Origin of the sequence: Neobacillus pocheonensis (genome assembly GCF_050477905.1) — a bacterium.
Classification (GTDB): Bacteria; Bacillota; Bacilli; order Bacillales; family Cytobacillaceae; genus Neobacillus; species Neobacillus pocheonensis_A.
This window is the reverse complement of record NZ_JBCNAD010000008.1, coordinates 292,186-310,157: the sequence shown is the minus strand read 5'-3', so window position 1 is coordinate 310,157 and position 17,972 is coordinate 292,186. Positions and strand designations below refer to the sequence as shown.

Sequence of the window (17,972 nt, the reverse complement as noted above, 5' to 3'; positions counted from 1 at the left end):
AAAATGTCCTATAGAAATGATCAATGCTGTTTTTTTACTAAAAAAACTCTCAAAATGTTATATTCCGGTGCAAAATTACTCTATTTTAATCTCTTAAAATATTTTATCAGCGGATTTAGAATGTTTATCGGCGAATTTCACCACTTTATCGGCGAATTTTCAATTTTATCGGCGAATCTGACCACTTTATCGGCGAATCATAAAAAAACTAAAAAAGTGCCTGACACATCCCCCCGGGAGGTAGGTGTCAGGCACCATAAATTCTTATTCTCTTTCCAGTAATGAAGCACCAGCAATACCTGGATGGGTCATTTCATAAGGGTCGAGAATTAAATCAAGTTCCTCTTCCGTCAATACCTGGTATTTTAAACATAATTCACGAATCGGCGCCCCGCTTAATATCGCCTCTCTTGCAATACGTGCCGCTACTTCATACCCAATATGTGGGTTCACCGCTGTAATTACGCCAACACTCTTTTCCACATATTCTCTTAATCGGTCTTCATTGGCTTTGATTCCTTTTAAGCAGTGCTCAGTGAAAACGCGGAATGCATTGTTCATAATGCTGATCGACTGAAGCAGGTTGAAAACAAGGACCGGCTCCATGACATTCAATTCAAGCTGGCCTGCTTCTGAAGCAAGACAAATCGTATGATCATTACCAATCACTTGGAAAGCTACTTGGTTGATCAGCTCCGGCATTACCGGATTTACCTTTCCAGGCATAATGGAAGAACCTGGTTGACGTGCCGGCAGCGAGATTTCTGCTAATCCCGCCCTTGGCCCAGAAGCCATTAACCGCAGATCGTTCGCCATTTTTGACATATTCATCATACATACTTTAAGAGCTGCAGATACCTCTGTGTAAGCATCTGTATTTTGAGTTGCGTCTACAAGGTGTTCGGCACCAACTAGTGGTAAGCCGCTGATTTCTCCAAGATGTTTGACTACTAATTCAATATAACGTGGGTCGGCATTTAATCCTGTACCAACAGCGGTTGCTCCCATATTCAATTCATATAAATGCTGGCGAGATTGTTTAATCCGCTTAATATCTCGTCCAATGAAACGGGCATATGCTTCAAATTCCTGACCGAGACGGATTGGAACCGCATCTTGTAGATGTGTCCGCCCCATTTTAATCACATGATTAAATTCGGCAGCTTTCTCTAGAAAAACCTTGTGCATTATATCCATCGCATCCAGCAATTTTTCAAGAAGATTTAAGACGGCAATATGAATGGCGGTTGGAAACGCATCATTCGTTGATTGCGACATATTCACGTGGGTATTGGGACTGCAATGATAGTAGTCCCCTTTTTCTTTTCCCAATAACTCGATCGCTCGATTAGCGATGACTTCATTTACATTCATGTTAATCGATGTCCCGGCTCCACCTTGAATCGGATCGACGATGATTTGATCATGCCATTTACCATCGATGATTTCGTCTGCAGCGGTTACAATCGCTTCACCAATTCCTGAATATAGACGCTTCACGTCCATGTTTGCCAGTGCTGCCGCTTTTTTCACCATCGCCATTGCTTTAATTAGGTCTTCGTGAATCCGATAACCGGTAATCGGAAAATTTTCGACAGCCCTTAGAGTTTGCACACCATAATAGGCATCGACAGGCACTTCTTTTGTTCCTAAAAAATCTTTTTCAATCCGTACGTTTCCAGTAGTTTTCTGATTAGTTGACATACTATACGCGCTCCCCTATTAACAACCATTCTATGAAACTATTACTCTTCTTTATCATAACTCATCGTTAAATCCCCAGCCAGAGGTGTTTCAATAAACTTTTTGACCTCATTTAAATCATCCGTTTGGCCAAGAGCACACATAAGTTTGGCTACAATGGCTTCGGTGTTCATATCACCAGATAAAATAACGCGATGCTGTGCTACCTTCCGACCCACTTCATAGAGTAGTAAATCTTCCCCCTCCTCTAAGCATTGAGTCGTGAGGACGACAGCCATTCCGGCTTCCGTCAGCTCCCCAATTTTTACAAGCAAATTTCGCCCTTCAAACGGTAAACCGCCGTTTCCAAAGCTTTCGATGATAATTCCTTTATATAACCCTTTTAAACAATCAAAAATCTCCGGTTTGGTACCGGGATACAATTTCATTAGAAAAACATCTGTACACAAACTAGTATTTAAGGTGAGCTGATGACTAGGAGGTGCTGGTTTCCACTGATATTTAACTTCTTTTTCATTTATCATTGCCACATAGGGGTGATTCACACTTTCAAAAGCATCGTAGCTTTTCGTGCGCATTTTCACCGCTCTTGTTCCATTTATTACTCGCCCATCAAAAACAATAAACACTCCGCCAATATCTTCACACGCAAAGCGGATTGAGTCTGAGACATTTTTCTTTGCATCCGTTTTTTTAAAGCTGATCGGAACCTGTGAGCCTGTTAACACAACCGGCTTATCGAGGCCTTTAAGCATATAGGACAAGGCTGCCGAGGTATAGGCTAACGTATCTGTTCCATGTGTGATCACAAAGCCGTCGTAATCATGGTAATGATCAAAGACAGCTTGAGCTATTTCTACCCAATGTTCCGGCTGCATATTGGTGCTGTCAATATTCATCAAGATTCTACTATCAATTTTTAAATCGAAAGAGGTAATCGGACAATAATGGAGCAACTCTTCAGCAGATAATCCAGGAACGAGGCCCTCATTCCCTTCCACTGACGCAATTGTTCCCCCAGTTGCAAGCAATAATATTTTCTTCATACGTAACAGCTCCATTGTGTGAAAAAATAGTCTTTTATCCGCGTAATGCGTATTTATACTTACATTATAGAACTTAATTTGAATAAATCAAGATTATGTTCTCGATTCGCGTACATTTTTCTGTAAACCTATGCTATAATGAGGGCATGAAAAATAGGAGTGGGGTTTTTAGAAGATGCTTGGTCGTTTATCCGAATTAAGAAAAGCGAGAAAATGGTCGTTACAGGAAACCGCGGATCAACTAGGAATTGCAAAAAGCACCTATGCAGGTTATGAATCCGGATATCGGGAGCCATCCTTGCATTCCCTATCACAAATCGCAGATTTATTTGATACCACCGTTGACTATCTATTGGGTCGAACAGAAAATTCAGAACGTGTAAAGCGGACAGTAGAAATAACAGAAGTCATTCATCATTCAGATGCTACCCTGACTATTGATGGGCAGTCACTTACAGCAGATGAATTAATAGACTTTTTGGCCTTTGTAAGAATGAAAAGGGGTTTAACTGAAAAAGGCCCAACATCCTAATGTTGAACCTTAGTCAAAACCTCTTATTCCTTTATTTAGCATCACAAGCACGGAAATGAAGATGATAATACAACTGAAAAGAATGAAAGTTGTGATTTCCCCAATTCCTTCGGCTAACCAGCCTGTAATAAGATACCCAACAGGTAATAGTGCAAATGATCCCAACATATCTAAACTCGCAACCCTGCCAAATTTGTCTTCAGGAACTAGTTCTTGAAGACTCGTCTCCCAAATCAAACCGAATAACATAATGCCGGCCCCTTCGATAAACATACACAGCATTAAAATTGGAACATCTGAGATAAAGGGCATGATTAACAGGGCCACACCACTGACCGCCACTCCCCCATAAGCGAGCAACCCTCTTTTTTTCCATTCCTTCTTTAAACCAAAAATAATTCCGCAAACAATAGCCCCTGCCCCACCGGCAGAAAGAACAAGACCGAATACAACCGGCTCAAATACATAATAAATATTCACTAGCCACGGGATTAAAACCCGCATGATACCCCCTGAAAAAATATTAATTAACGAGAAAGCTAGAATCGTAATCCATAACCACGACTGTTCTTTGAGAACGACGATCCCTTCCAAAAAATCCTGTTTAATCGAATTTTTTTCGCTTGGTATCTCTTTCGTTTTTTGAAACGGCAATGTCCGCAGGTTAAATAAAAACAGCAGGGAGATGATGTAGGTAAGGGCATCAATCCCAAACCCCCATCCAGCAGATAAAGAAGAGACAATCAATCCTCCAATAATTGGGCCTGATATTCGTAACGCCTGCATACTCACTTGCGTTAAGGAATTGGCGGCATTGCGGATATCTTCAGTAAATACTTTCGCTCTCACAGCCGAATAGGCTGGCTGAAAAAAACTATCCATCATACCCATTCCAAACATGATAATAAAAAGAGACGTCATATTTAACTGCCCGATAAAGGCGATCACTGCTAAGATCACCATGAACATAAAGCGGACAATGTCGACGAAAAACATGATTTTCACTTTGTTCATTTTATCAACCAGGACGCCAGAAAAAGGTAGCAGCACAACAAAAGGCGTCATATAGACCGCCATCACTGTCCCCATCATCGCGGTTGAATGAGACTCCTGAAGGACAACGATCGGTAGAATCACATTTGTGATCGAGCTTCCTAACAAAGAAAAAATCTGCCCAAAAAGTAAGGCTGTAAAATGCCTGGATTTCCTAAAAAGCTGAAAATATGTAAACTCACGGTTCATTTGTTTTGTTTGTATCACCTTAAAGGATTCATCTCCTTTTTTTGAAATTTGCAGCTATTTTTTATTATGCAATTTTATAGAGATAATGAAAAGAGTTATATAAAAAGATTAATATAGGAAAAAAGGATAGAACGATGGGTTCTATCCTTAAACGACCAAATTAATACTGTTTTCTAATAATAGGTACTTTCAGCGAAACCACACTTTTGGCATTTCCTCATTCCGGGGGTCTCTAAGAATATATGCTTACAATGACACTGGATGGATTGGATTTTTTCTTTTAAAAAATCTAGCTTTTGATTTAAAGATTCTAGTTCTTCTATTAGCCTTGTTATTTCATTGTTTGAAGTGTTATCGATAAATTCTGGACCCATCATGGATAAACTCCTCCGCTTTATTCTTCATGCCTTCTTCAATTTCTAAACTGTCATCCACATTCATGCCGCGAATGTTATGTGAAATCTTCATGGAACAAAACTTTGGACCGCACATGGAACAAAAATGGGCTGTTTTTGCCCCTTCAGCCGGAAGAGTTTCATCGTGGTATTCTCTAGCACGTTCCGGATCCAATGATAAGTTGAATTGGTCTTCCCATCTGAATTCGAAACGGGCTTTCGATAAAGCATTGTCTCTGATTTGCGCACCCGGGTGGCCTTTTGCCAGATCAGCAGCATGAGCGGCAATTTTATAAGCAATGACACCCGCTCGGACATCGTCTTTATTCGGTAATCCCAGATGTTCTTTTGGAGTTACGTAACATAGCATCGCGGTTCCAAACCAGCCAATCATCGCTGCTCCGATCGCAGAAGTAATATGATCATATCCTGGTGCAATATCGGTTGTTAACGGTCCCAAGGTATAAAATGGCGCTTCTTTACAGAGTTCCAATTGCTTATCCATATTCTCTTTAATCATATGCATCGGTACATGGCCGGGACCTTCAATCATAACTTGGACATCATGCATCCAGGAAATTTCAGTTAATTCACCTAATGTCTCAAGTTCAGCAAATTGAGCATCATCATTGGCATCTGCAATGCTGCCAGGACGTAATCCATCTCCAAGGGAAACTGAAATATCATACTGCTTTAGAATTTCACAAATTTCTTCAAAATGGGTGTATAGAAAATTTTCTTGATGATGAGCCAAACACCACTGCGCCATAATCGAACCTCCGCGGGATACGATGCCCGTTGTCCGTTTCACCGTCAATGGAATATAGCGTAATAATACACCGGCATGAATAGTAAAATAATCGACGCCTTGTTCGGCTTGTTCAATCAGCGTATCTCGGTATACTTCCCAAGTTAAATCCTCGGCAATTCCATTCACCTTCTCAAGGGCTTGATAAATCGGAACAGTTCCCACAGGTACAGGCGAATTGCGGATAATCCATTCTCTTGTTGTATGTATATTTTTTCCGGTAGATAAATCCATGATCGTATCAGCTCCCCAACGGGTAGCCCAAGTCATTTTTTCAACCTCTTGTTCAATAGAGGATGTAACTGCTGAATTCCCGATGTTCGCGTTGATTTTTACAAGAAAATTCCTTCCAATTATCATCGGTTCAATTTCTGGATGATTAATATTGGCTGGTATGATCGCTCTTCCTCGTGCAACCTCCTCTCGAACAAACGACGGTTCGACGTTTTCTCGTATCGCTATAAACTCCATTTCGGGGGTGATCATTCCTTTTTTGGCGTAATGCATCTGTGTAACAGTATGACCTTTTTTTGCACGGAGAGGTGCTAGGTTTATATTAGGAAACCATTCTAGATTGGCCCGATTATCTTCATCAAGGTATCCGTTATCTCTTGGCTTTATTTTTCTGCCTGCATATCTTTCAACATCATTTCGCTCAAGAACCCATTTCTCGCGTAATGCTGGCAGCCCTTTCCTTATGTCAATTTGATAGTTAGTGTCTGTATATGGACCACTTGTATCATAAACTCTAACGGGGGCATTTTCTTCTTCCCCGAAAGTAGTAACTGTTCGTTTCAATTGGATTTCTCTCATCGGGACCTTCATTTCAGGTCTAGAACCCTCTTGATAAACTTTTTTACTTCCAGTGAATGGTGATTTTAATTCGATATTCTGCATGTAACTTCCTCCTAAAAAATTGGTAGATTTTGCGATCTGGAAGTTACAGCATAGTTCACAACATGTAGTACTCAATGGACTGACATGTAAATGAATGACAATAAAAAAAGGTTCTGTATACACAGAACCTGATTCATCGTCAAAAAGTAGCGGCGCATAGTAAAAATGGTTATATTACGCCTTCGAAACTACTTCCCTACGCTGGTATGATCCAGATCAGGTTCAAAGGGTCAAAGAATTTTATGCATTCTTCTCTCAGTCCGAGCCATCGGACCCCCCTAGTAGAACTAAAAAACAATATAAAATATGTTTCTTACTCTAAAAAAATAACATAATCTTTTCAGTAAAAAAAGCTTTTTCTAAAAAAAATATGTCATTGCAAATGAATATACATGCGAATTAAAACAAAAACTTTAATTTGTGATAACGAAAAGGAGGGATGAATATTGGACGCACAACGCGCACAGGAAATCGCGAGTTCACGAAACATGGCCAATGTAACCTATAACGGAACCCCAATTTATATTGAACATGTTGACCAGGAAGCCGGAAAAGCTACCATCCATCCGCTGGATGAACCAGATACTAAACAAAGTGTTTCTGTATCGAGCTTAAAAGAACAATGATGGAATGAAAGGATATACAAAATTCTCATGACTTTAGTGTGATTCATTTTTGCGTTAATTCGCCCCTTTGCCATCGAAAAAGCAGTAAAATTCCCATTTTGGAAATTTTACTGCTTTTGTTGTATACCCCATTGAATCAGTCATCCTATAAATCTAGTGATAGCACCTAAAAAAGTACTCCCCTTCCTTTTTAAAAAATTTTTACCGAAATGGATTTAAAAATAGGAATACAAGCACACACACTGCTCATCCATCTGGGTTCTGGTCTTGTATCATACTCTATTATTTGCCTATTTTCTCTTAAATTTTAGAAAAAAAGGCTAATTTATTAGGACAACGTCATTCCATGACACATATAGATGCAGTGTAAATATAATTAATTAATTTTCAGGGGGAAAACTTATTATGCATAAAGACATCATGAAGTATTTTTTAGGGAAAGTAATCAAGATCAATCGGGGCGGTCCTGAATCAAGAATCGGAAAGTTAATGGATTACGGTGACGACCATCTCGCTATTTACACAGAAGATGACGGCATTGTTTATTACAATATGCAGCAAATTAAAAGTTTTACAGATAATATGAAGGGTAATATGCCATTTAATGTGGATGTTCCTTCCAATTTAGTATTTAAAAAAGCAGATCATTTTCAAGATCTACTTGAGGCATTAAAATTTCAATGGGTAGGAATAAATCGCGGGGGTCCTGAAAAGCTCGAAGGAGTATTAAGTGATATCCACAAAGATTATATTTCCATCATTAACAAAGAGGAAATCGTCCGCATTTCCACGTATCATATTATGAATATCAGCTATGGAGTAAAAATTGAAGAAGCACAAGAAGGAAAATCCAATTATCAAGCTTCTAACCAATCTAACAAATCGAATAAACAAGTGGTGAACCAATCAAGCAAGTCTGAATCCAATAAAAATAAATCAAGTCAACGTGTTGCAAAATCAAGTAATGTTATCAAAGAAGAATTGATTCAAGAACCTCAATATGATCAATATGAAGAGGAAGCAACCTTGCACCAAACACATGATGATGAAGTGAGTCTCACAGAGTTATTATCCTCAATGGAAAGGTATTTAAGAAATGTGACCAAAACTAGGAATGATTAAGGTATGTTTGTTCATGATTAACCGTCATATACAAGAAAATTTTGCTTGTATATGATGGGCTTTCATGAATGTTTAATTCTAAATATGACCTAAGCATCAATAATTGTAGTAAATCCGAGTGCATTATTATCCCATAATATGTTTTCAATTTTTTCTATTTGATGTTCTTCACAGCGAACCATTAGTACAATTTCAGCCGTAATATTTTTTGTCCCATTTTGATCTTTTTTAATCATAAGCATTTTAATTATAAAACCTACTAACAAACCACTAACAGCGCCGATGATTCCCCAAATGATGGGTCCCCATTTAAATGTGTAACCATATATGACACCCAAAAGCATGAAACAGGTGCCTAATATGGCTGATAAGTCAAATAAACTAAACCCATCCGCACGATGAATCGTATCAAATAGCTGCCTCTGTTCTGTTCTTTTATCAAGGGGGGCAGCTAATATTTTATCATTCTTGATTCCAGATTGTTCTAATCTGGAAATAGCTAATTCAATAAAAATCGAATTTTCGAATGTAGCAATAATAACCATATTTTTCAACACTCACTCTTTATATAGGGTATTTAAAATTCTTATTTTGATATTTTAGCCGTAAATATTTAGACATTTCTTTTTCAAACAATTTGTTTTTTTCAATTGCCGATACATACGAATCATAGATGATAAAAAAATAAATAGATGGTAAATAGATCGTCCATTGCATATTTAACATATTTTTAGCCTGGACAAAGTTGCCGGTCATTGAAAGGTGTATAGCTGGAAGAATATGTCCAAAATAACAGATTGCCACTGTATATAGAAATATAAAAAAACCAGTAATGACATTATGTTGATACAATTGACCAAGGCCAGGGAAAAGGAGTGACCACATTAAAGCAACCCAGGGTTTTCGTTTATCCAAGTAGTTTGTATCCCATGAACCCATTTTAATATTTAATAGAGGGGCATCCTCTCGGTCAGCTAAAATATATTGCTTGTTTAAATCTACAGTTGTTCGATAACTATCCCATATGCCAAACATATATATCGAGACATAAAGAATCAACCAACGTTGATCTAAAACGTCTTTGGCTTTTTCGAAATCACCTAATAAGGTATATAAAATGCCGAGGTTCACTTTTGAAAAACCGTTAATAAAGGTTTCCCATAAAATCAAAAAAAACCCCGCTAAATATCGATGATGCAAAAGGTGCCCGAATCCCGGATAAGAAAAGGAGAAAAAAGCAACCACCCACGGGTTTTTTAAATGAAGTTGTCCTGTGGTGAATTGGGATAAAAAGGCCCTTTGTCTCCGGTAGGGTGGTATTTGATTCATAAATTGACCCTCTTTTGATCGTAATAAGACTTACATTTTATATTTTCCTGATAATGGTTATTTATCCACTATTCTTGGAAAAAAATTGAATGGTAAAAAGCAGAGACATGGGTCCCTGCTTCTTATATCGTTCTCCTATTATTGTTTCTGACAAAATGAACTAAAAAGGTTCCAGCGAAAACGGCTATTAAAAGGCTAAAGAATACTAATTCATCCATATGGAATCCGAAGGCAGCCGCAATCATTTTGAGCGCAATAATGGCTATTAAGACAAACGCGGTTGTTTCCAATTCGGGTACTTTTTCGATTAGGGTTAGGAATAATTGAGCCACGCCACGCATCATTAAGATCCCTAACATGCCCCCTAATAATAGGACCCAAACATGATTCGATACACCGAAAGCCGCGATAATGCTGTCAAAGCTAAAAGCAATGTCCATTAGCTCTACAGTGAGCACTGTTCCCCAAAAGCCCATTTTTTTACCTTGGACTTCGTCTTCGTCTTCTTTTTTCTTAATAAAATTTTGAATAACCATCCAAAGCAAATAATGACCGCAGACAATTTTAATCCAAGCAATATTAATTAAGGAAACTCCTAAGCCAATTGCAACTATGCGGAAAAAATAAGCACCAAATATCCCATAAAAAAGAGCTTTTTTACGCTGACTTTTTGGTAGATGCTTTACCATCACTGCTAACACCAAGGCATTATCAGCAGAAAGCAGCCCTTCAAGAATGATAAGAGTACCAATTACCCCCCAGCTACCTGGATTAAGAACTACTGATTTTAAAGCATCTAACGATAAAAACGTATGATAACTATTAAATATTTCGTTTAAAAAATCCATTAGCTGTCCTACCCCTTTTTCCTGACTTGTCCCAATCGTTCTGGATTTGACGCATGAAAACTTACTACTCTAAATGTATGTCCAACCATAAATTATATGAACCAAAACATTTCAAGGTGGAATGTAAAAAAATCCCCGATCAACAGGATTCGGGGATTGCTTTGTTTCTTTTATTTTTCAGGTAACACCTTTCTCTTCAATGTACTATTTAACTCATTACTATTCCAATAAGCCATAACCATAGCAACTAATAATAAAATACCCGTTAACATAAATACGCTTTGTACAGGGAAAATTCCTCCCAGTAATCCGCCAATCAACGGTCCTGTCATCCCGCCGATTTGGGTCGCCGTTTGGTTTAAACCAAAGGCTCTTCCGCGGAAATCTTCTGTTGTTGATTTTACAACGAGACCATTTAAGGCTGGGAAGACCGCGCAGAAAAAGATTCCGGAAACAAAGCGTATCATCGAGAATCCCCATAAATGGGTAAAGAGAACTTGCGCAATTGTTCCGATTCCACCGCCTAGCAAGCCAATAAATAAAACCTTTTGAAACCCAACCTTGTCTGCCCATTTCCCCCAAAAAGGTGCGAACAGGGCACTTGCAATCCCAGGAAGTGAAAAGACAATTCCTGCTAATAAAGAAGTATTATCGTTAGTACCGCTCAATTTTACGATATATAAAGGCAATACCGGTTCAATCGTCAAAACCGAACAGGCGGTTATGACAGTTAGACCAAGAACGAGCATTAATGGACGATTGGTCATCGCTAATTTAAAATCATTTTTTACTGAGCCACGCTTCTTGCTTGGCGTGAAATTTTCCTCAGTTACTAAAAAAATAATCAAGAAGGTCGCGATAAAAACAATGAAACCGGCACTGGCAAAGGCCCAGCGATTTCCTACCAATTCCGCCATTCCCCCGCCTATAAGCGGTCCAACAATGCCTCCTGAGGCGGAAGCAGAAGAAATCATGGAAAGTGCATATCCGACTTTTTCATTTGGCGTGTTGGTTCCGATTAATGCGATCGCTCCTGGTATGAACCCGCTTAATAATCCCTGCAAGATCCGCAGCACCAAAATTTCATATGGATTTGTAACAAACGCCATTAAGGTATAGATGACAAAGAGAGCAAATCCGGCCCGGATAATCATCGGCTTTCGTCCATATTTATCAGCTAGGCTCCCCCAAAATGGTGAGGCAATTGCTCCGGCAAAAAAAGCAGAGCCGAATAATAAACCTGACCACATTTCGGTGTGTTCATGGACTCCGATTTGTAGTAGAAAAATCGGTAAAAAAGGAATAACCATGGAAAAACTTGCTGATGTGAAAAAAACTCCGACCCAGAGCACCCACAAATTTCGTTTCCACCTTAGCATGCTGTTCCATCTCCTAAAAAGATATATTTTTCCAGTGTGTCATTTTAATATTGTTATAATATCATAAAGTTCATTTATTTTCATTCCCGAAATATTTGATTTCTGAAATAAAAATGTCCCAAGTGCCGTTAAACACTTGGGACTCCGTTAGAGCTATTCATTATTATTAATCATTTCATTTACCGCTGTTTTCATGGAATAAATAACCGTTTTTTTGTACTTCACGGCTAAAATTAGGACTCTTATTTGTTGGGATCGGGTTAATTCATGAAAACGGGGCTCTTGTTTCAAAAATGCTCGCATGATGGACCAGCTTTTCGGCATTAAAGGAAAATCATCTAGGGGTTGTTTTTTCCGAAAACGATAAAACCAGGAAGTGATTCCGGAGGATGAGCTTTTATCAACGATACATGGGGCATAGATACTTTTTGTATGCTTTTGGAGGTTTTCGAATCGATCATGTCCGCTAACAATCGTGTAGTTTCCGTCTTTTTTATTTTTTCTAACAACCAAAACAAACATACAGTCCCACATAAACCGCTGCACCCGCTTGATGTGCTCCGTAATTTTCATCGATAAATCGGGTTTGATTTTGTTCAGTGGTATATACTGTACCGTAAACTTCATCTCAACCCCTCCTTAATCTTGGAAGCAACTTCAGATCTCCCATCATTATATGTATAAACTGGGCTCAAGTTTCATAATGAGGGAGCTAAAAACCAACTTTCCTTGAAAACAGCTGCGGCAAACTTGGTTGTTTGTCCCTGTTTCTTTCTAATGATACCGATTATAATAGGAATACACGAATCATCTTAATCGATTTTTATTTACATATATGTTATAAGTAAGCAAGAATTAGAAACAAAGGAGTGCTAGGGTATGACAATCGCAGTTATTTATGGGGGAACCCGTCCTAATGGTAATTCAGAGCTTTTGGCAGATCATGCAGTTCAAGGTTTACCTGCTGAAAAAATTTACTTAAAAGATTATATTATCAAGCCAATCGAGGATATGCGTCATTCTCCAGAAGGATTTCAAGACAGAAATGATGATTATAACTCTATCATCGATCGTATTCTGCCTCATGACATTTTAATATTTTCAACACCAATATACTGGTATAGTATGTCCGGAACAATGAAAAATTTTGTTGATCGTTGGTCTCAAACCTTAAGGGATCCAAATTATCCTGATTTCAAAAATAAATTGGCTACAAAGAAAGCCTATGTGATCGCGGTCGGTGGTGACAATCCATCAATTAAAGGTCTGCCAATGATTCAGCAGTTTAAATATATCTTTGATTTCATGGGAATTGAGTTTGGAGGATATGTCCTTGGTGAGGGCAGCAAACCCGAAGACGTCCTACAAGACAAAAAAGCACTTTTCGCTGTAGCTGAACTCCAAAATAAATTAAAGATCTGATTTACGTGAAGAAACCAGTCATTTTTGACTGGTTTCTCTAATTTCTACTCTAGTCGGTGCTGTAGAACCACTCTACGTTACCCGTTTCTCTAATTAACACTCTTTTCGGTCACGTAGAACCTCTCTAGGTTCCCCATTTCTCTATTCCAGACTCTTTTTAGTCACGTAGGACCATTCTACGTTCCCCTTCACTCTGTTCCACACACTCTTCGGTCACGTAGAATTGCTATATGAAAAAAAATCACATTTCAAAAAAGCTATGCCGTTCCACTTTACAAACTCGAAGGGAGAAATTTTTGTACCATTCACTTTTCCCTCTTCCCTGTGCAACCTTGTGTTCAGCATGTTCTTTCCAGTCCTTAATCGCTTCAAGTGATTCCCAATAGGAAACAGTGATTCCAAGTTCCGCATCACGAGCGCTTTCTACTCCTAAAAAGCCCTTTTGCTGTGCTGCTAATTCTATCATTCTTTCAGATATTTTTCCGTAACCCTTATCACCTTCAGTTCTTTGGGAAGAAAATATCACAGCGTAGTAAGGCGGCTGAGGTATTTTAGATAAACCATTCATTTAAAATTCACTCCAAACTATATATAAAATCTTAATGGTCACGATTCACGATATAATTCAATAAATGCTTAAGAAATGTAGTTTTTCGCGGCAGGTTTTGTAATGCTTCCGTTGCAAGACAAAAGTGTTCCCACATCGCTTGTTTGGCACCATCTACACCCAGGATGGAAACGAAGGTCGAATTATTATTTTCAGCATCGATCCCAATTGGTTTACCGAGTATGGATAAATCCCCTTCGACATCAAGCAGGTCATCCTTGATCTGAAAAGCAATGCCGGCATGATGGGCGAATTTTTTCAATGCTGCCATTTCCGATTCACTTGCTTGAGCAAGAATGGCAGGCATAATGAGGGACGCTTCGAATGCGATCCCGGTTTTGTAAAAACTCTTTATATTTAATTGTTCCAGTGTCAATGGCTTCCCTTTTGAATCTAAATCCATTGCCTGTCCCTTGCACATATCTTCGGTTATTTGGGTCGAATATCGAATCAAGTTGAGCACCGTTTTTGCATCGAACTGATCAAGGGAAGCTTGTTCCTCAATCGCCCTCTGGGTCAAAAATAGACCGGTTAATTCAGCTATGGCATTATCGTATACCATATGTAGAGTTGGACGCCCCCTACGGATTGATGCATTATCTTGTGAGGGCAAATCATCAAAGATTAAGGAGGCAGTATGCATATATTCCAATGATCTCAAAAGTGGCACGATTGCTGATTGATTTAATCCATATTCATTCACGCCCATGACCCAGGTCATGATTGGTCTTAATCGCTTTCCATCACCTTTCAGACTGTAATTTGCCGCATCTATGATGGGCTCCTTCAGTACTGAACTCTTATTAATCTTTTGGATAAATAAGATGTTATTGATCTTATTGCGAACCGATTCAATTGTATCTTTAAATTCCTCTTGCTCTTTTCGCTCATTTTTTAGAATGGAAATCATATGGTCGCGAAGCAGTTTATCAAAGAAATCTACATCATCCGCTTTACCCACCATATTTTGAATTACACGATTGAATGTTGGATTTCCAGAAGCAAAAAACTCCATCACTTCATTGTATTTCTGAGTTCCCATTCGTTCTTTATATCGTTTTAAGCCGTTGATGGCACGGTCCAGAATAACCTCACAGGTCTTATTATCCCCTTGATAAACGTTATGGATTAAATTGGCGATAACCGCCCAGTATAATTCAAATGGGTTGATGAGGTCGGAACGTTTATCATGAAATTTCAAATAATAGGTAAAGGGTGTTACCGCTCCTTCCTCTAGGTCATCGAACATATCCGCAAAATCATCAGCCAGCTGATTGTAAATGCCATAAAAGAAGGTTCGGCTGCTATAGTCCTCATCTTCAGGAGCACTAAGTACGGAACGGACAATCAAACGAGAAGAAGATGATTTTAAAATGACTGGTATATAAAGCTCTTCATTCGTGTAAGCAGCATTGGATAAATCTTTTTCTCGGTCCACTTCCTGGGATTGAAAAAAAACAAAGGATTGCTCAAAAAAGGAGTTCAAAGTTTCACGTCGCTGTTGACCCTTAATATACTCATAAGCATCTCGGAGCTCTGCATGGATATATTGGATCAATTCTTTTGTTTTTCCAGGCCACTCACTCAATTCCGGCACAGTCCCGGTGATTAGGGTGGTACGGATTAATTGAGAATATTGTTTTTTCTCGTGATCGGATAAAACATTAGCATCGAGGAGATCGTCAATGAAGGGATAGGTCAGGCCATAGGCATACCCGAGTCGAATAGCTTCAGCAAGCTTTTGAGTTCGTTCCTCTGGAAAAATCTCATCGTCCATATCAACCATCACGTGCATCAATACCCCAGCAATGATTTTGATCAGTTTTCGCTGAGCATTCTCCGCATCCATACCAGTTGGAATATGGGAAGACACTGACTTTAGTTTGTTGATCAGCCAGATAAAGGTGGTTTCAATACCTTCCTTTTGAGCCCACCGATACAAACCTGACATGCTGATGGTTTCAGATTGATCGTCTTGACCAGTAAGCTGATTTTTTAAACTGTCAACCATACGCCGGACCTTGGTTTGTGTGTCAGTTGAGTCCAGGGCTTTACCTAGGTCCCGCATGAAAAGATAGGAAATACTTCGATCCAGGTATGGATCGAGTTTACCTGTGTAATTCAACCAGCGGATATAATTGTGATACCCCTTTGGAGCGTTATTTCCCTTTTTCCGTGAAAAAAAAGAAAAGATTGAATGATGATGAATATGGTTCTGTTTCCAGGATTGGAGATCTTTCGTTAAGGAATGGACATACGTCTGTCTTATTACCTGGTCACAAAGCGATGTAAAATATTGAGCAGCCTTCTGCTCGGCATGTCGGTAGCATGCATCGGCATTTATGAGTAACACATCATTCATACGATAGATACCTCAACTTCATGTTTTTCTATTCTATTTTCTAGAAAAACTTTTCTTCCAAATTCTTAAATATCAGTTATTTTTTATATATTCGAAATTCATTTTAATTATACTATTAATGAATCTATCATACTATCTCAATCGTTCAAACTGTTATTTTTCCATATGGCTCTGTTAAACTAGTATGTTGATTTCCGCTCCATGCGCTCGCTTTCCGCTCCATGCGCTCGCTTTCCGCTCCAATCAACAGAGTATAAGAACAACCATTTAGTTTAACAAAGCTTTCCATTAAAAACAGAACAAAAGCTGCCCAGCAAGAGCAGCTTCTTAATCAAATATTCTCATTGTCATTTTATATAGGTTTAGATTTATTTCATCTGATTGAATAATCGTTTCATCAAAATTAATTTGAATCTTTCCATACCCGGAGACGATTTTAACTTTTTCCACACCATTGGTTCTTTGTAACCGTCTTTTTATTTTACCAATACATCCGCAACAGGCCACATCATTCAATGCCAATTCAATCATACTCATTCCATCCAAACTCCTCTCACTTATTTTAATTAATCATACTGAAAATCATTCTCACTGACATTGATTTATATCAAGAAAGATGAAAAATTGATATACATCACTACATAAAAACTGCAAAGCTGATATGGTGAAGCTAACGAATGTTTGTAAGGAGTGAGTGAAAATGGCCTGTCATCAAGGATGCGCTCATGAATCTGCATGCCTCACCTCTGTCCCTGTTTTCGAGGGGTTGAATGTGGTAGATCGCCAGCTATTACAAAAAGTAACAAGAAGTCGTCACTTTTCGAAAGGCGAGTTCATTTTTCAGGAAGGTGAACGTTCTGAAACACTATTTGTGGTGAATGAAGGACTGATAAAATTGACAAAGATATCAGCGGAAGGTAAAGAACAAATTGTCCGCTTGTTATTTCCAGGAGATTTTTTCGGGTTATCCTCTTTGTTAAAAAAGGATAAACACTATGTAAATGCAGAAACTTCACAAAACACCGTGATTTGCTATATCGAAAAAAAGGATTTCTTAACGACAATGGAAAAGGACGCTGAACTAGCTTACCGTTTTTTGCTGGAAGTAAATGAACGTTTGTGTGATGCAGATGAATCGGTTGGTTCCTTGAGTTTAATGGAAGTTGACCAACGCCTGGCAAGGGCCCTTATTCTTTTTCATAAAAAAATGAGCCCAAATAAGGGCTCATTTATACTCCCTATTACGAAAAAGGAGTTGGCAAGCTACATTGGAACGACCCCAGAATCAGTAAGTAGAAAGCTATTAAGTTTTAAAACACAAAAGCTAATTCAAATGGACGGAAGCAAGCAAATACAGATTCTTGAGTTGGACCAACTTAAACTTATGGCTGAAATGGCTTAAAACTCATCAAGTTTAACAGCCATGAGACGGAAATGCATCAGTTCTAATTCATTTACAATGACATTCATCCCTAACGATTGTAAATTACCAATGAGCGGCTCTGCCCGAAATGGTAAATGAATCTCAAAGATTGTCCCAACCGGTGCTGTTTTTACAAAATTTATTATCTCCCGTCGTGGATGCTCCCCCTTCGCAATTCGTTCACGGACATCCATGACGGCTTTTTTTTCAATGATTTGAAACATAATTCT

At 38.6% G+C, this 17,972-nt stretch carries 18 protein-coding genes and 1 riboswitch; of the genes, 5 read left to right on the top strand and 13 right to left on the bottom strand.

Annotation, left to right across the window (positions count from 1 at the left end):
- Positions 1–264: 264 nt before the first annotated feature.
- Both aspA and ABES02_RS06080 read right to left on the bottom strand, forming a co-directional pair.
- Positions 265–1,704, bottom strand: a complete 1,440-nt coding sequence (aspA, locus tag ABES02_RS06085) for an aspartate ammonia-lyase (protein WP_430132160.1) — start codon at positions 1,702–1,704, stop codon at positions 265–267.
- 41 nt (positions 1,705–1,745) lie between these two features.
- Positions 1,746–2,750 carry an asparaginase gene (locus ABES02_RS06080; RefSeq protein WP_430132157.1) on the bottom strand — a complete coding sequence of 335 codons (1,005 nt, stop codon included), beginning with the start codon at positions 2,748–2,750 and terminating at the stop codon, positions 1,746–1,748.
- Between the two features lie 175 nt (positions 2,751–2,925).
- On the opposite strand from ABES02_RS06080, the gene ABES02_RS06075 reads away from it, so the two are divergent.
- A complete protein-coding gene (locus tag ABES02_RS06075) occupies positions 2,926–3,282 on the top strand; it encodes a helix-turn-helix domain-containing protein (RefSeq protein ID WP_430132154.1) in 357 nt (118 codons plus the stop codon).
- A gap of 9 nt (positions 3,283–3,291) precedes the next feature.
- On the opposite strand, the gene ABES02_RS06070 is transcribed toward ABES02_RS06075, so the two are convergent.
- Both ABES02_RS06070 and thiC read right to left on the bottom strand, forming a co-directional pair.
- A complete protein-coding gene (locus ABES02_RS06070) occupies positions 3,292–4,542 on the bottom strand; it encodes an MFS transporter (RefSeq protein WP_430132151.1) in 1,251 nt (416 codons plus the stop codon).
- A 333-nt stretch (positions 4,543–4,875) separates the two neighbouring features.
- On the bottom strand, positions 4,876–6,624 hold the full coding sequence (gene thiC / locus ABES02_RS06065; RefSeq protein WP_430132148.1) for a phosphomethylpyrimidine synthase ThiC: 1,749 nt from the start codon (positions 6,622–6,624) through the stop codon (positions 4,876–4,878).
- A gap of 176 nt (positions 6,625–6,800) precedes the next feature.
- Positions 6,801–6,914, bottom strand: a riboswitch (TPP riboswitch).
- Between the two features lie 156 nt (positions 6,915–7,070).
- On the opposite strand from thiC, the gene ABES02_RS06060 reads away from it, so the two are divergent.
- Both ABES02_RS06060 and ABES02_RS06055 read left to right on the top strand, forming a co-directional pair.
- Positions 7,071–7,250, top strand: a complete 180-nt coding sequence (locus ABES02_RS06060; RefSeq protein WP_430132145.1) for a small acid-soluble spore protein H — start codon at positions 7,071–7,073, stop codon at positions 7,248–7,250.
- 405 nt (positions 7,251–7,655) lie between these two features.
- Positions 7,656–8,372, top strand: coding sequence for a hypothetical protein (locus tag ABES02_RS06055; protein ID WP_430132142.1), 717 nt, complete (start codon positions 7,656–7,658; stop codon positions 8,370–8,372).
- A gap of 89 nt (positions 8,373–8,461) precedes the next feature.
- Here ABES02_RS06055 and ABES02_RS06050 read toward each other — a convergent pair whose 3' ends face one another.
- From ABES02_RS06050 to ABES02_RS06030, 5 genes are all read right to left on the bottom strand, one after another.
- Positions 8,462–8,917, bottom strand: coding sequence for a hypothetical protein (locus ABES02_RS06050; RefSeq protein ID WP_430132377.1), 456 nt, complete (start codon positions 8,915–8,917; stop codon positions 8,462–8,464).
- A 19-nt stretch (positions 8,918–8,936) separates the two neighbouring features.
- On the bottom strand, positions 8,937–9,542 hold the full coding sequence (locus tag ABES02_RS06045; protein ID WP_430132139.1) for a hypothetical protein: 606 nt from the start codon (positions 9,540–9,542) through the stop codon (positions 8,937–8,939).
- 281 nt (positions 9,543–9,823) lie between these two features.
- Positions 9,824–10,549, bottom strand: a complete 726-nt coding sequence (locus ABES02_RS06040) for a DUF475 domain-containing protein (protein WP_430132136.1) — start codon at positions 10,547–10,549, stop codon at positions 9,824–9,826.
- Positions 10,550–10,719: 170 nt separating this feature from the next.
- Positions 10,720–11,928, bottom strand: a complete 1,209-nt coding sequence (locus tag ABES02_RS06035) for an MFS transporter (protein WP_430132133.1) — start codon at positions 11,926–11,928, stop codon at positions 10,720–10,722.
- 153 nt (positions 11,929–12,081) lie between these two features.
- A complete protein-coding gene (locus ABES02_RS06030; protein ID WP_430132130.1) occupies positions 12,082–12,555 on the bottom strand; it encodes a hypothetical protein in 474 nt (157 codons plus the stop codon).
- A gap of 252 nt (positions 12,556–12,807) precedes the next feature.
- Here ABES02_RS06030 and ABES02_RS06025 point away from each other — a divergent pair, with 252 nt between their 5' ends.
- Entirely contained in the window at positions 12,808–13,350 is a 543-nt protein-coding gene (locus ABES02_RS06025; RefSeq protein WP_430132127.1) for a flavodoxin family protein, read from the top strand.
- Positions 13,351–13,591: 241 nt separating this feature from the next.
- On the opposite strand, the gene ABES02_RS06020 is transcribed toward ABES02_RS06025, so the two are convergent.
- The 3 genes from ABES02_RS06020 to ABES02_RS06010 all read right to left on the bottom strand — a co-directional run bounded on the left by ABES02_RS06020 (position 13,592) and on the right by ABES02_RS06010 (position 16,856).
- Positions 13,592–13,918 carry an antibiotic biosynthesis monooxygenase family protein gene (locus ABES02_RS06020; RefSeq protein ID WP_430132124.1) on the bottom strand — a complete coding sequence of 109 codons (327 nt, stop codon included), beginning with the start codon at positions 13,916–13,918 and terminating at the stop codon, positions 13,592–13,594.
- 31 nt (positions 13,919–13,949) lie between these two features.
- Positions 13,950–16,319, bottom strand: a complete 2,370-nt coding sequence (locus tag ABES02_RS06015; RefSeq protein WP_430132121.1) for a polyprenyl synthetase family protein — start codon at positions 16,317–16,319, stop codon at positions 13,950–13,952.
- Between the two features lie 327 nt (positions 16,320–16,646).
- Positions 16,647–16,856: a cation transporter gene (locus ABES02_RS06010; protein ID WP_430132118.1), complete on the bottom strand. Its 210-nt coding sequence runs from the start codon at positions 16,854–16,856 to the stop codon at positions 16,647–16,649.
- Positions 16,857–17,019: 163 nt separating this feature from the next.
- Between ABES02_RS06010 and ABES02_RS06005 the strand changes: the two genes are divergently transcribed.
- Positions 17,020–17,721: a Crp/Fnr family transcriptional regulator gene (locus ABES02_RS06005; RefSeq protein ID WP_430132115.1), complete on the top strand. Its 702-nt coding sequence runs from the start codon at positions 17,020–17,022 to the stop codon at positions 17,719–17,721.
- On the opposite strand, the gene ABES02_RS06000 is transcribed toward ABES02_RS06005, so the two are convergent.
- Positions 17,718–17,966 (bottom strand): amino acid decarboxylase, encoded by a 249-nt coding sequence (locus ABES02_RS06000; protein ID WP_430132112.1) that lies wholly within the window; start codon positions 17,964–17,966, stop codon positions 17,718–17,720. The genes ABES02_RS06005 and ABES02_RS06000 overlap by 4 nt on opposite strands.
- Positions 17,967–17,972 lie beyond the last annotated feature (6 nt).

Excerpts from the sequence above, each read along its gene's own strand:
- aspA (WP_430132160.1), bottom strand. The coding sequence starts at position 1,704 with ATGTCAACTAATCAGAAAACTACTGGAAACGTACGGATTGAAAAAGAT.
- ABES02_RS06080 (WP_430132157.1), bottom strand. The coding sequence starts at position 2,750 with ATGAAGAAAATATTATTGCTTGCAACTGGGGGAACAATTGCGTCAGTG.
- ABES02_RS06075 (WP_430132154.1), top strand. The coding sequence starts at position 2,926 with ATGCTTGGTCGTTTATCCGAATTAAGAAAAGCGAGAAAATGGTCGTTA.
- thiC (WP_430132148.1), bottom strand. The coding sequence starts at position 6,624 with ATGCAGAATATCGAATTAAAATCACCATTCACTGGAAGTAAAAAAGTT.
- ABES02_RS06055 (WP_430132142.1), top strand. The coding sequence starts at position 7,656 with ATGCATAAAGACATCATGAAGTATTTTTTAGGGAAAGTAATCAAGATC.
- ABES02_RS06050 (WP_430132377.1), bottom strand. The coding sequence starts at position 8,917 with ATGGTTATTATTGCTACATTCGAAAATTCGATTTTTATTGAATTAGCT.
- ABES02_RS06040 (WP_430132136.1), bottom strand. The coding sequence starts at position 10,549 with ATGGATTTTTTAAACGAAATATTTAATAGTTATCATACGTTTTTATCG.
- ABES02_RS06035 (WP_430132133.1), bottom strand. The coding sequence starts at position 11,928 with ATGCTAAGGTGGAAACGAAATTTGTGGGTGCTCTGGGTCGGAGTTTTT.
- ABES02_RS06030 (WP_430132130.1), bottom strand. The coding sequence starts at position 12,555 with ATGAAGTTTACGGTACAGTATATACCACTGAACAAAATCAAACCCGAT.
- ABES02_RS06025 (WP_430132127.1), top strand. The coding sequence starts at position 12,808 with ATGACAATCGCAGTTATTTATGGGGGAACCCGTCCTAATGGTAATTCA.
- ABES02_RS06020 (WP_430132124.1), bottom strand. The coding sequence starts at position 13,918 with ATGAATGGTTTATCTAAAATACCTCAGCCGCCTTACTACGCTGTGATA.
- ABES02_RS06015 (WP_430132121.1), bottom strand. The coding sequence starts at position 16,319 with ATGAATGATGTGTTACTCATAAATGCCGATGCATGCTACCGACATGCC.
- ABES02_RS06010 (WP_430132118.1), bottom strand. The coding sequence starts at position 16,856 with ATGAGTATGATTGAATTGGCATTGAATGATGTGGCCTGTTGCGGATGT.
- ABES02_RS06005 (WP_430132115.1), top strand. The coding sequence starts at position 17,020 with ATGGCCTGTCATCAAGGATGCGCTCATGAATCTGCATGCCTCACCTCT.
- ABES02_RS06000 (WP_430132112.1), bottom strand. The coding sequence starts at position 17,966 with ATGTTTCAAATCATTGAAAAAAAAGCCGTCATGGATGTCCGTGAACGA.